This window comes from Streptomyces sp. NPDC092045, assembly GCF_044756005.1.
Classification (GTDB): domain Bacteria; phylum Actinomycetota; class Actinomycetes; order Streptomycetales; family Streptomycetaceae; genus Streptomyces.
The window spans coordinates 34,206-46,305 of record NZ_JBIVSC010000002.1 but is presented as its reverse complement, the minus strand read 5'-3'; the positions used below and the strand labels follow the sequence as shown (position 1 = coordinate 46,305).

Sequence of the window (12,100 nt, the reverse complement as noted above, 5' to 3'; positions counted from 1 at the left end):
GTGCGGACGGCGACGCCCCGGACCTGTGAGGTGGGCCACGTCGCGGGCGGCTGGGCTGGGCCGATCCGTCCGGGCATCGGATGGGCGGGGCGGGAAGGTTCCGGGGCGCACTATTGTTCCGGTAGAGACGACCGGAGCCGCAGCGCGCGCCCCGGCGGCAGGATCAAGAGCAGAAGCAGGCGGCCGGGACCCCCACGGAGTGTCCCGGCAGCAGAGACAGACGGAGCCCGCACCGCGCGCTCCGGACAGAGCAGCCGGGGCCCGCATCGCGCAGGTGCGGGCCCCCGCTGCGCCGCGCACCCGGCCAGCAGGGCTCGGCGGCGCACCGGCCAGAAAGGCACGAATGACCCGCTCCGAGCGCCCCCACAAGCGCGGCCCCCGCACCGCGCAGGCGAAGTCCGCGTCCCAGCCGAAGACCTCCCGCGGCGGCCGCCGTCCCGCCGCGCCCCCGCCGCCGAGCGAGTTCACGCCGCCGGTGTCGGTGACGCCCGCGCTGCCCCCCGTGGCCGCCTTCGCCGACCTCGACATGCCCGAGGGCCTGCTGCGGACCCTCGGTGAGCAGGGCGTCACGGAGCCGTTCCCGATCCAGGCCGCGACCCTGCCGAACTCGCTCGCCGGCCGCGACGTGCTCGGTCGGGGCCGCACCGGATCCGGCAAGACCCTCGCCTTCGGCCTCGCCCTGCTCGCCCGCACCGCGGGCCGCCGCGCCGAGCCGACCGCGCCCCTCGCGCTCGTCCTGGTGCCCACGCGCGAACTCGCCCAGCAGGTGACCGACGCCCTCACCCCGTACGCCGGGGCCCTGCGGCTGCGGATCGCCACCGTCGTCGGCGGCATGTCGATCACCCGGCAGTCGTCCTCGCTGCGGCGCGGCGCCGAGGTGCTCATCGCCACCCCCGGCCGCCTCGCCGACCTCATCGACCGCGGCGACTGCCGGCTCGACCAGGTCGCCGTCACCGTCCTCGACGAGGCCGACCAGATGGCCGACATGGGCTTCCTGCCGCAGGTCACCAAGCTCCTGAAGCAGGTCGAGCCGGGCGGCCAGCGCCTGCTGTTCTCGGCCACCCTCGACCGGAACATCGACCGCCTGGTCAAGATGTTCCTCGACGACCCGGTCGTGCACTCCGTCGACCCGTCGGCCGGCGCGGTCACCACCATGGAGCACCACGTCCTGTACGTGGCCGACGAGACCGACAAGAAGGCCGTCACGCTGCGGATCGCGGCCCGCGACGGGCGCACGATCCTCTTCCTCGACACCAAGCGGTCCGTGGACCGGCTGGTCAAGCGGCTCCTCGCCAACGGCGTACGGGCCTCCGGCCTGCACGGCGGGCGCTCGCAGCCGCAGCGCAACCGCACCCTGGACCAGTTCAAGAACGGGCAGGTCACCACGCTCGTCGCGACGAACGTGGCGGCCCGCGGCATCCACGTCGACGACCTCGACATGGTCGTGAACGTCGACCCGCCGATGGACCACAAGGACTACCTGCACCGCGGCGGCCGCACCGCCCGCGCCGGCGAGTCCGGCAGCGTCTTCACCCTGGTCCTGCCCGACCAGAAGCGCGACATGGGCCGGCTGATGTCCAACGCGGGCATCAGCCCCCGCACGGCGCAGATCAAGTCCAGCGACGAGGAACTCGCCGAGCTCACCGGCGCCCGGGAGCCCTCGGGCGTCCCGATCGTCATCGAGATCCCGCAGCCCACCCCGCCCCGCAAGCCGGCCGGGTCCGGCACCGGTGCCGGGAACGGCGGCGGCCGCCGCCGTCGCCGCCCGGCCGCCTCCGGGAGCTCCGGCACCGGCGCGTCCACCGGCTCGGCGCGCGGCACCGCCTCCGGCACGGCCGCGGCGGGGAGCCGCGGCTCCGGTGCGGCCGGGGGCCGTGCCTCCGGTGCGGGCGGTGGCCGAGGCTCCGGTGCGGGCCGGGGCGCGGGCGCCGGTCGCGCCGCCGCCTCCGCCTCCCCGTCCGCCTCCGCCGGGTCCGGTCGCGGCGGGCGCCGGACGGCCGGCACGGGCCGCCCCCGCGGCCCCCGGCAGCGGCCGGCCGACAACACGTAACCCCCACGGGGTTCCGGACGCGGGCGGTGCCGTCACCACGGCGCCGCCCGCGTCCGTCACCGCACGCGCCCCGTCTTCACAGGTCCCGTACGTACGGGAACGAGCGGTCAACATCCGGGGAACGGAAGCCCGTCGGGGTTCCCGGCCGGGATCTGCGCGCAGCATCATCACAGGCATGCGCATCCCCCCTCGGTTCACCCTCGCCGGCGGTGTCGCCACCGCCCTCCTCTCCTCCCTCCTCCTCGGCGCCCCGGCCACCGCCGCGCCGGCCTCCGCGCCCGCTCCCCCCTCCGCCCGCGCCGCCGTCGCGGCCGTGGGAGAGATCTGCTACTCGGCCCTGCCCTCCCAGGCCCACACCACCCTCGGCCTGATCGACGCGGGCGGCCCCTTCCCGTACGGCCAGGACGGGTCCGTCTTCCAGAACAGGGAGGGCGTCCTGCCCGCCCGCACCTCCGGCTACTACCACGAGTACACGGTGAGGACCCCGGGCTCCACGACCCGGGGCGCCCGCCGGATCGTCACCGGGAACGCGACGCGGGAGGACTACTACACCGCCGACCACTACGCCTCGTTCGACCTGATCGACCACGGCTGCTGAGCGTCCGCCCCCTCAGGACCGGCGCGGGGCCGTCCACTCCAGACGGGTCCTGACCCGGGGGTCCCGGACGTGTTCGAGGGCGGCGAGCGCCGTCTCGCGCGCCGCGCCGTCCGCCTCGCCGTCCGCGAGGACCGACGCGAGCGCGTCGACGGCGCGCGGGTCCTGGCGGATCGCGAGCCCGCGCGCCGCCTCCGCCGCCGTCTCCGGGTCCGCGTCGTCGAGCCGCTCGGCGAGGCCCTCCCGTACGAGCGGGGTGTCGTCGGGCAGTTCGGCGAGCGCGAGCGTCGCCCAGTCCCGCACCCGGGCGTCGCCGTCCCGGCTCAGCGCGAGCAGCACCCCGAGGGCCTCGACGTGCCCGGCCGGGACGATTCCGGCCAGGGCGCCCGCGACGGCCCCGCGCACCACCGCGTCGGGATGCCCGGCGGCCGCGAGCAGTTCGGGCACGGCCGCCGGGTCCGCGCACGCCCCGAGCGCCGTCACCACCGACAGGGCGGGCTCCCGCGCGGGGCCCGCCGTGCCCGCCGGCTCCGCCGCCAGCCGCCGCAGGACCGGCAGGGCGCTCTGCGCGAAGCCCGGCAGCGCGCCCAGGACCCGCGCGCCGAGCGCCCGCCGCAGCGGGTCCCGGTAGGCGCACCAGCCGGCCGCCGCCACGAAGGTCTCCTCGTCGGCCCGGTCCGCGAGTCCGGCCACCGCCGTCGTCCAGTCGTCGAGTGCGGGGTCGCCGCAGCGCAGTGCCCGCGCCGCCAGCTCCTCGGCGGGGGTGCGCAGCCCGAGCGAGGCCTCCAGGAGCGTGGCGATCGCCGCGTGCCCGGTCTGGCGGTCGTCGCCGCGCCCGGGGGCGCCGTCCTCCCGCAGCAGCTCCACGACGACCGTGATCCCGCCGTCCTCCCGGACCCGGCGGACCACCGCCTCGTACGTCTGCCCGCCCTCGTTCCCGGCGACGAGTCCGCGCCGCAGCTCGGCCGCGATGTCGGCGCCGATCCACCGCCGCGCCTCCCGCAGCGCGGCCTCCGCGCCCCCGGCCCCGTGGTCCAGGAGCGCCCGCACGCAGCCGGTGGAGCCGCGCCGGGCGGCGGCGAGGAGCGGGCCGAGGCCGTCGGGGCCGGGCCGGTCGGGGTCGGCGCCGTGCTCCAGGAGCAGCCGCGCGACGTCGGCGTGTCCGAGCCGCAGGGCCCAGGCGAGGGCCGTGAAGCCGTACGCCTCCTCCTGGTCCGCCGCCGCGCCCGCCGCGAGCAGCGCCCGCACCGTCCCGGTGTGTCCGGCGCAGGCCGCCCCGCACAGCGGCAGGTCGCCGTCCTCCTCGCCGCCGCCCCGGCCGGGGTCCGCCCCGGCGGCGAGCAGCACCCGTACGATTCCGGCCTCGCCGCCGACGGCCGCCCGGTACAGGGCGGTCTCCCCGTCCTCCCGCTCCTCGGGGTCGGCCCCGTCCCTCAGGGCCCGTACGGCCCCGTCCTCGTCCCCGGTCCGGATCGCGTCGAACAACGTGCTCATGCACCGACCCTGACCCGCCGTCGGCACATGGCGCAAATCGATTGCGGTCGGGCGCGGGGGAGAGGGTCAGGAGGCGCACTCCAGAACGGTGCCGCACACCCCGCACCGGGCCCGCAGCGTCCGCCCCGCCGGGATCCGCAGCCGCTGGCGGCAGACCGGGCAGGGGAAGGAGACGCCGGTCGCGGGGGCCCCGCCGTCGAAGGCGTACGGGGCGTCGCCGCCGGCCCGGCCCCGGCGCCGCTCCCAGGCGTACCGGCGGCGCTCGACCGGCCCGGCCCCGGCGAGCGGCGGCGCCGTCCGCTCCCGGCGGGCCTCCGCCCGGCCCCGCACCCACGCCTCGTACGCGACCGGGCTGGTGAACCACGGCGACGGGTCCTCGCCGAACAGCTCGGCCCGCTTGGCGAGGACGTAGCCGAACTCCTCCGGGGTCAGGTAGCCGAGCCGCTGGCGTTCGACGCCGTCCTCGCGGTACGCGTCGAGCAGCAGCCAGCCGGCGCCCAGGTAGGCGGTGGTCACGTCGGTGAGGATCTCGTTCTCGGCGGTGCCGGGGAAGCCCAGGCCGAGGCGGTGCAGCAGCACGTGGGCGATCTCGTGGGCGAGGACCGCGCCGATGTCCCGGCGGCGGGTCCGGAAACGCTCGTGCACCTCCACGGAGTACTCGGGCCCGGGGGTGAGCTCGACGGTGCCCGCGTGCTCCATGGGCCGGAAGCCGACCACCATCCGGGCGTCGGGGAGCCCCAGGTGCCGGACGAGGGCGCGGGCCACCCGGCGGGTGCCCAGGGCCAGGTCCTCGTCGTCGCCGATCGCCGCCTCGGCGGCGGGCACGCTGACCGGATAACGACGCACCCCGTCGGGGGAGAGGCGGCGGTGGAGCGCGGTGAGCGAGGCCCCGACCACGGCCCGGTGCGGAAAGCCGTGGACGACACGGTCGGCCTCTCGACGGTGCGGCATGCCGGATCCCCCCTTCCGTTCACTGTACGGTCCCTCACATCGCGTCTGGCCGAAAAGGCTTCCTTGTGACGGCGGTTGAGCGCTGTTCATAATGCGGACCACGCCTTGACGGGCGCATGTCATGACCCGTCGAGGTCGACCCCCCACGAGAGAAGGCAGATACGTGAAGAAGAACAGAATGGTCCGCGCGCTCCAGAAGCTGGCCGCCGCCGGCGCCGTCGTCCTCGCGGCCGTCAGCCTCCAGCCCACGACCACCGCCTCCGCCGCCCCGGCCCCCGTCGTCGGCGGCACCCGCGCCGCCCAGGGCGAGTTCCCCTGGATGGTCAGGCTCTCCATGGGCTGCGGCGGCTCGCTGATCAGCCCGCAGGTCGTCCTCACCGCCGCCCACTGTGTGAGCGGCTCCGGCAACAACACGAGCATCACCGCCACCGCCGGAGTCGTGGACCTCCAGAGCGCCAGCGCCATCAAGGTCAAGTCGACCAAGGTCCTCCAGGCCCCCGGCTACAACGGCACGGGCAAGGACTGGGCCCTCATCAAGCTCGCCAGCCCCATCACCTCCCTGCCCAACCTGAAGCTCGCCGAGACCACCGCCTACAACACCGGCACCTTCACGGTCGCCGGCTGGGGCGCCGCCCGCGAGGGCGGGGCGCAGCAGCGCTACCTGCTCAAGGCGAACGTCCCGTTCGTCTCCGACGCCTCCTGCAAGGCCTCCTACGGCAACGACCTCGTTCCCAGCGAGGAGATCTGCGCCGGCTACGCCCAGGGCGGCACCGACACCTGCCAGGGCGACTCCGGCGGCCCGATGTTCCGCAAGGACAACGCCGGCGCCTGGGTCCAGGTCGGCATCGTGAGCTGGGGCCAGGGCTGCGCCCGGCCCAACTACCCCGGCGTCTACACGGAGGTCTCCACCTTCGCCGCCGCGATCAAGTCCGCCGCCGCCACGCTGTAGCGGCACCCCGTGAACGGGCGCTCCGGGGCGGCCTCGGCCCCGGAGCGCCCCTCCCGCACACCGGGCCGGTGTGGGCCGGCCCGGTGTGCACGGTCCGCACGGCCCGCTTGTCCGGCGGGCAGCCGCAGCACCCGTCCGGCGCGCGGTCACAGCACGTCGAGCTCGACCCCGCCCCCCGCGTCCCCCTCCAGCTCCAGGACCCACACCTCGTTCGCCCCCTCCCGCAGCACCGGACCCGGCACGAACAGCGCCTCCTGCGGACCGACCGACCAGTAGCGGCCCAGGCAGAAGCCGTTCACCCACACGAAGCCCCGGGTCGCCCCCGGCAGCCGCAGCACCGCGTCCCCCGCGCCCGCCACGTCGAGCGTCCCGCGCAGGAGCCCCGGACCGGAGCGGACCTCCCCGGAGCCGACCTCCCCGAAGGGGACCTTCCCGACCGCCGCCGCCCCGAACGCGTCCAGCCGCAGCCCCCGCGCCCGCACCCCGTGCAGATACTGCCGCTCGTGCCGCACGCCCCCGGTGATCCCCTTCGGCTCCGCGAGCCGCGGCCCGTAGTTGACCCGGCCCAGGGACTCCACCCACAGGTCCACCACCGCCGGACCGGCCACCGGCTCCGCGAGCGTCACGTCCTCCCCGCCGCCCGTGTCCAGGACCCCCGCGAGGACCCCGTCCACGTACACCACCGCCCGGTCCCGCAGCCCCGTCACCCCCAGCGGATACGGCTGCCGGGGACCCGGCACCGCCACCCGGTAGCGCACCAGGCCCCGGTCCACCCCCAGCTCCTCGAAGGTCGGCGGCACCGCCGCCACCACCTCCCCGTCGCCGAGCTCCTCCAGGACCGCGTCCAGCGGCGCCCACCCCTCGAAACCCGCCCGCACCGGGGCCGCGAGCCGGGCCGGGGGTTCCGGAACCTCCGGCGGCGGACCCTCCGCGTACTCCGCGAGCACCTCCCGGAAGCGCCAGAACTTCTCCGTCGGCCGCCCCGCCTCGTCCACCGGCGCGTCGTAGTCGTACGAGGTCGCCGTCGGCCGCAGCGGACCGTCGTGCAGCTCCCCGTCCCGGTTCGCCCCCGCCCAGCCCCCGAAGTTCGTCCCGCCGTGCGCCATGTACACGTTCACCGACGCCCCGCACTCCAGGATCTCCCGCAGCGCCGCCGCCGCGTCCCCCGCGTCCCGCACCGCGTGCTCCGTGCCCCAGTGGTCGAACCAGCCGCACCAGAACTCCATGCACATCAACGGCCCCGACGCCCGGTGCCTCCGCAGCGCCGCGAAGCCCTCCCGCGCCCCCGAACCGAAGTTCGCCGTCGCCAGCACCCCCGGCACCGACCCGCCCGTCAGCATGTGGTCCTCCGGGCCGTCCGACGTGAACAGCGGCACCACCACCCCGCACTCCCGCAGCAGCCCCGCCAGCCACTCCAGGTACACCGGGTCGCTGCCGTAACTGCCGTACTCGTTCTCCACCTGCACCAGGACCACCGGGCCGCCCCGGTCGACCTGCCGCTCCACCACCTGCGGCAGCAGCCGCCGGAACCAGGACTCCACCGGCGCCAGGAACTCCGGGTCCCGGGTCCGCACCCGCCGCCCGAGCGGCCCGGTCAACCAGTGCGGCAGCCCGCCGTTCTCCCATTCCGCGCAGACGTACGGCCCCGGGCGCACGATCGCCCGCATCCCCGCCCGCCCCACCGCGTCCAGGAACCGGCCGAGCGCCGCCACGTCCCCGTACCGGCCGGGCTCCGGCTCGTACAGGTTCCACGGGACGTACGTCTCGACGCAGTCGAGGCCCATCGCCCGCAGCATCCCGAGCCGGTGCTCCCAGTGGCCCTCGTGCACCCGGAAGTAGTGCAGCGCACCCGAGAGCAGCCGCACCGGCCGCCCGTCGAGCAGGAAGTCCTCGTCACCCACAGCGAACGTGCTCATGGGCACCACCTCACCCCCTGGCGGCGAACCCGTCCATGGACAAAGATCGTCGCAGTTTGGACGTTGGGGCCCGCCCGTCCCGGGCCCGGGGAAGGGGCACCACCGGCATGTACCACACCTGGATGCGCTACTTCACGCCCGGTCCCGTCCACCACCGCCTCGGCCTCGTCTGCCTCGGCGTCGGACTCCAGCACGGCACCCTGCCCACCGTCGGACCCCGCACCCTCGACCACCACGTGGCCGTCCTCGTCTCCGCCGGCGGCGGCTGGTACCGGGGCGCCGACGGACGGCGCACCGCCGTCACCGCCCCCGCCCTGATCTGGCTCACCCCCGGCACCGCCCACCACTACGGCGCCGATCCCGGCACCGGCTGGGACGAGGCCTTCGTCGACTTCTCCGGACCCGCCGCCGCCACCTACACCGAACTCGGCTACATCGAACCCGACCGGCCCGTCGTCCCCCTCTCCGACGCCGCCCCCGCCCGCGCCGCCATCGCCCGGATCGCCCGCGCCGCCCGCCCCGGCAACCCCCTCCTGGAGGTCGAGACCGGCGCCGCCGTCCACGAACTGCTCGTCGCCCTGCGCCGCGCCCGCGCCGACACCAACGCCGACGGCGACCCCGTCCTCGCCGCCCTCGCCCGCGACGCCTTCCAGCCGCTCTCCGTCGCCGAGCACGCCGCCCGCCACGGCATGACCCCCGCCGAACTGCGCACCGCCGTCCGCCGCGCCGCCGGATGCAGCCCCAAGGACTACCTGCTCACCGTCCGCCTCGGCCGCGCCAAGGAACTCCTCGCCGCCACCGAACTCCCCGTCTCCGCCGTCGCCCGCCGCGTCGGCTACGACGACCCCGCCTACTTCTCCCGGCTCTTCACCCGCCGGGTCGGCACCGCCCCGATCCGCTTCCGCGAACAGCAGGGCCGATCCGTGCCCGGCGGCTGGAGCAACCGCGTCCCGGATCCCGAACACCCTCCGACGATCCTCCCGCGATCCGTCTAAGCTCGCAGGTCATGAGCGATTCCACCCCGACCCCCGCCCCCTCCGCGGTCACCGACGAGGCCGTGCGCGCCGAGCTGGCCCGGCTGCGCGACAGCATCGACAACATCGACGCGGCGGTCGTCCACATGCTCGCCGAACGCTTCAAGTGCACCCAGCAGGTCGGCGTCCTCAAGGCCGAGCACCAGCTCCCGCCCGCCGACCCCGCCCGCGAGGCCCGCCAGATCGCCCGCCTGCGCGAACTCGCCGAGAGCGCGAAACTGGACCCCGCCTTCGCGGAGAAGCTCCTGAACTTCATCATCGCCGAGGTCATCCGCCACCACGAGACGATCGCGGACGGAACGCGCTGAGGCGCGGGACGCGGGACGGAACGCGCTGAGGCACGGCGCCGGGGAGGGGCACTCACGGAGGACCCCGGCGCGACGGGCCCCACCGACGCGACACACCGCCGGGTCACGCCCTGGCAAGGTTCTCCCCTCACCCCTGCCGACCGCCCCGGCCATCGGGCAGCATAGGGCCCATGTCCGTACTGACGCGCGACGAAGCGCAGACCCGTGCCCAGCTCCTCGACGTCCACCGCTACCTGGTGGACATCGACCTCACCACCGGCGCAGAGACCTTCGAGTCCACCAGCACCGTCCGATTCACCGCCCGCGCCGCCGGGGACACCTTCGTCGAGCTCAAGCCCGTCACCCTGCACTCCGCCACCCTCGACGGAGAGCCCCTCGACCCCGCCGCCCTCGACGGCAACCGGCTCCCGCTGAGCCTCACCGAGGGCGAGCACGAGCTGCGCGTCGCCACCACCATGCGCTACTCCCGCACCGGCGAGGGCATGCACCGCTTCACGGACCCCACCGACGGCGAGTCCTACGTCTACACCCAGCTCTTCATGGAGGACGTCCAGCGCGTCTTCGCCGCCTTCGACCAGCCCGACCTCAAGGCCGTCTTCGACGTCACCGTCACCGCCCCCGACGACTGGACCGTCCTCGCCAACGGCATCACCGAACGGCAGCCCGACGGCACCTGGAGGGCCGCCCCCACCCCGCTGCTCTCCACCTACTTCGTCTGCGTCGCCGCCGGCCCCTGGCACTCGGTCCGCACCGAACACGCCGGCCTGCCCTTCGGCATCCACTGCCGCCGCTCCCTCGCCCCCCACCTCGACGCCGACGCCGACGAGATCCTCGCCGTCACCAAGGCCTGCTACGACCGCTACCACGAGAAGTTCGACGAGCCCTACCCCTTCGACTCCTACGACCAGGCCTTCGTCCCCGAGTTCAACGCCGGCGCCATGGAGAACCCCGGCCTCGTCACCTTCCGCGACGAGTTCGTCTTCCGCTCCGCCGTCACCGTCACCGAGCGCCAGACCCGCGCCATGGTCATCGCCCACGAGATGGCCCACATGTGGTTCGGCGACCTCGTCACCCTCCGCTGGTGGGACGACATCTGGCTGAACGAGTCCTTCGCCGAGTACATGGGCTACCAGACCGTCAACGAGGCCTGCTCCGACCTCTTCCCCGACACCTGGATCGACTTCGGCGTCACCCGCAAGTCCTGGGGCTACGAGGCCGACCAGCGGCCCTCCACCCACCCCGTCGCCCCCGACCCCGAGGCCGTCCCCGACACCGCCTCCGCCCTCCTCAACTTCGACGGCATCTCCTACGCCAAGGGCGCCTCCGCCCTCCGCCAGCTCGTCACCTGGCTCGGCGAGAAGGACTTCCTCGCCGGCATCAACATCCACTTCAAGCGGCACAGGTTCGGCAACGCCACCCTCGCCGACTTCATCGACAACCTCGCCGCCGCCACCGACCGCGACGTCCACGCCTGGGCCGAGCAGTGGCTGCGCACCACCGGCGTCGACACCCTCACCCCCCGCCTCGACGGCGAGGGCCTCCGCTGGAACCTCGCCGTCGACCGCGACGGCACCCGCCCCCACCGCATCTCCGCCGGCCTCTACGACCGCGACCCCTCCGGCGACCTCGTCCTGCGCGAACACCGCGAACTCGACGTCCCCCAGGACGCCCCCGCCGAACTCACCGGCCCCCGCCCCGCCCTCGTCGTCCTCAACGACGGCGACCTCACCTACACCAAGCTCCGCTTCGACGAGACCTCCGGGGAATCCGCCCTGCGCGGCCTCTCCCGCATCCCCGACCCGCTCACCCGCGCCGTCGTCTGGAACGCCCTGCGCGACATGGTCCGCGACGGCGACCTCGCCCCCGTCGACTACCTCGCCGTCGCCGGAGCCCACCTCACCGACGAGACCGAACTCGCCGTCGTCCAGGGCGTCCTGGCCTTCGCCCGCCACCAGATCGCCGACCGGTACGCCACCGCCGAAGAGCGCCCCGCCGCCCTCGCCACGATCAACGGGATCGCCCGCGCCCTGCTGCGCCGCACCGAGGACGGCGAAGCACCCGGACTGCGCCTCACCGCCGTCCGCGCCCTCGTCGACAGCGCCACCACCCCCGACAAGATCGCCTCCTGGCTCGACGAGGGCACCGTCCACGGCGGCCCCGAACTCGACCCCGAACTGCGCTGGCGCATCCTCGCCCGGCTCGCCGTCCTCGGCGCCACCGACGAGCCCGCCATCGCCGCCGAACTGGAACGCGACCCCAGCGCCACCGGACAGGAGGGCGCCGCCCGCTGCCGCGCCGCCCTGCCCGACCCCGGGGCGAAGGCGGCCGCCTGGTCCGCGCTCTTCGACTCCGACGACCTCTCCAACTACCTCTTCACCGCCACCGCACAAGGCTTCTGGCAGCCCGAACAGGCCGACCTCGTGAAGGAATACGTCCCCCGCTTCTACGAGGCCGCCGTCGCCCTCGCCGACCGCCGCGGCCCCGCCATGGCCGAAGCCGCGGGCCGCCACGCCTTCCCCGCGTACGCGGTCGACGCCGACTCCCTCGCCCTCGGCGAACGGCACCTCGCCGACACCCCCATGATCCCGGCCCTCCGCCGCAAGCTCGTCGACCAGCTCGACGACCTCCGCCGCGCCCTGAAGGTCCGGGAAGGCTGAACCCGGCACGGTGCGGGGACCCCCGGTCCCCCCCCCCCCCCCCCCCCCAACACCCCACCCCCCCCCCCCCCCGGGGGGCACCCCCCCCCCCCCCCCCCAAACCCCCCCCCCCCCCCCCCCCCCCCCCGCCCCCCGGGGCCCCCCCC

9 protein-coding genes are annotated in these 12,100 nt (G+C 75.4%); 6 read left to right on the top strand and 3 right to left on the bottom strand.

What is annotated here, in order from left to right:
• Positions 1-343 precede the first annotated feature (343 nt).
• On the top strand, positions 344-2,050 hold the full coding sequence (locus ACIQKA_RS06980; RefSeq protein ID WP_390106078.1) for a DEAD/DEAH box helicase: 1,707 nt from the start codon (positions 344-346) through the stop codon (positions 2,048-2,050).
• A gap of 175 nt (positions 2,051-2,225) precedes the next feature.
• Positions 2,226-2,648 carry a ribonuclease domain-containing protein gene (locus ACIQKA_RS06975; protein WP_402540277.1) on the top strand — a complete coding sequence of 141 codons (423 nt, stop codon included), beginning with the start codon at positions 2,226-2,228 and terminating at the stop codon, positions 2,646-2,648.
• A 12-nt stretch (positions 2,649-2,660) separates the two neighbouring features.
• On the opposite strand, the gene ACIQKA_RS06970 is transcribed toward ACIQKA_RS06975, so the two are convergent.
• Positions 2,661-4,139 (bottom strand): ankyrin repeat domain-containing protein, encoded by a 1,479-nt coding sequence (locus tag ACIQKA_RS06970; RefSeq protein WP_383149108.1) that lies wholly within the window; start codon positions 4,137-4,139, stop codon positions 2,661-2,663.
• A 66-nt stretch (positions 4,140-4,205) separates the two neighbouring features.
• Complete coding sequence (locus tag ACIQKA_RS06965) at positions 4,206-5,090, bottom strand: hypothetical protein (RefSeq protein WP_383149106.1); 885 nt, start codon at positions 5,088-5,090, stop codon at positions 4,206-4,208.
• Between the two features lie 178 nt (positions 5,091-5,268).
• On the opposite strand from ACIQKA_RS06965, the gene ACIQKA_RS06960 reads away from it, so the two are divergent.
• Positions 5,269-6,039 (top strand): S1 family peptidase, encoded by a 771-nt coding sequence (locus tag ACIQKA_RS06960; protein WP_383149220.1) that lies wholly within the window; start codon positions 5,269-5,271, stop codon positions 6,037-6,039.
• A 146-nt stretch (positions 6,040-6,185) separates the two neighbouring features.
• Here ACIQKA_RS06960 and ACIQKA_RS06955 read toward each other — a convergent pair whose 3' ends face one another.
• Positions 6,186-7,955, bottom strand: coding sequence for a beta-galactosidase family protein (locus ACIQKA_RS06955; protein WP_383149104.1), 1,770 nt, complete (start codon positions 7,953-7,955; stop codon positions 6,186-6,188).
• A gap of 107 nt (positions 7,956-8,062) precedes the next feature.
• Between ACIQKA_RS06955 and ACIQKA_RS06950 the strand changes: the two genes are divergently transcribed.
• The 3 genes from ACIQKA_RS06950 (at position 8,063) to pepN (ending at position 11,954) form a co-directional block, all read left to right on the top strand.
• Positions 8,063-8,950, top strand: a complete 888-nt coding sequence (locus tag ACIQKA_RS06950) for an AraC family transcriptional regulator (RefSeq protein ID WP_383149102.1) — start codon at positions 8,063-8,065, stop codon at positions 8,948-8,950.
• An 11-nt stretch (positions 8,951-8,961) separates the two neighbouring features.
• Complete coding sequence (locus ACIQKA_RS06945) at positions 8,962-9,297, top strand: chorismate mutase (RefSeq protein WP_383149100.1); 336 nt, start codon at positions 8,962-8,964, stop codon at positions 9,295-9,297.
• Positions 9,298-9,467: 170 nt separating this feature from the next.
• On the top strand, positions 9,468-11,954 hold the full coding sequence (gene pepN, locus ACIQKA_RS06940; RefSeq protein ID WP_402540273.1) for an aminopeptidase N: 2,487 nt from the start codon (positions 9,468-9,470) through the stop codon (positions 11,952-11,954).
• Positions 11,955-12,100: the final 146 nt, after the last annotated feature.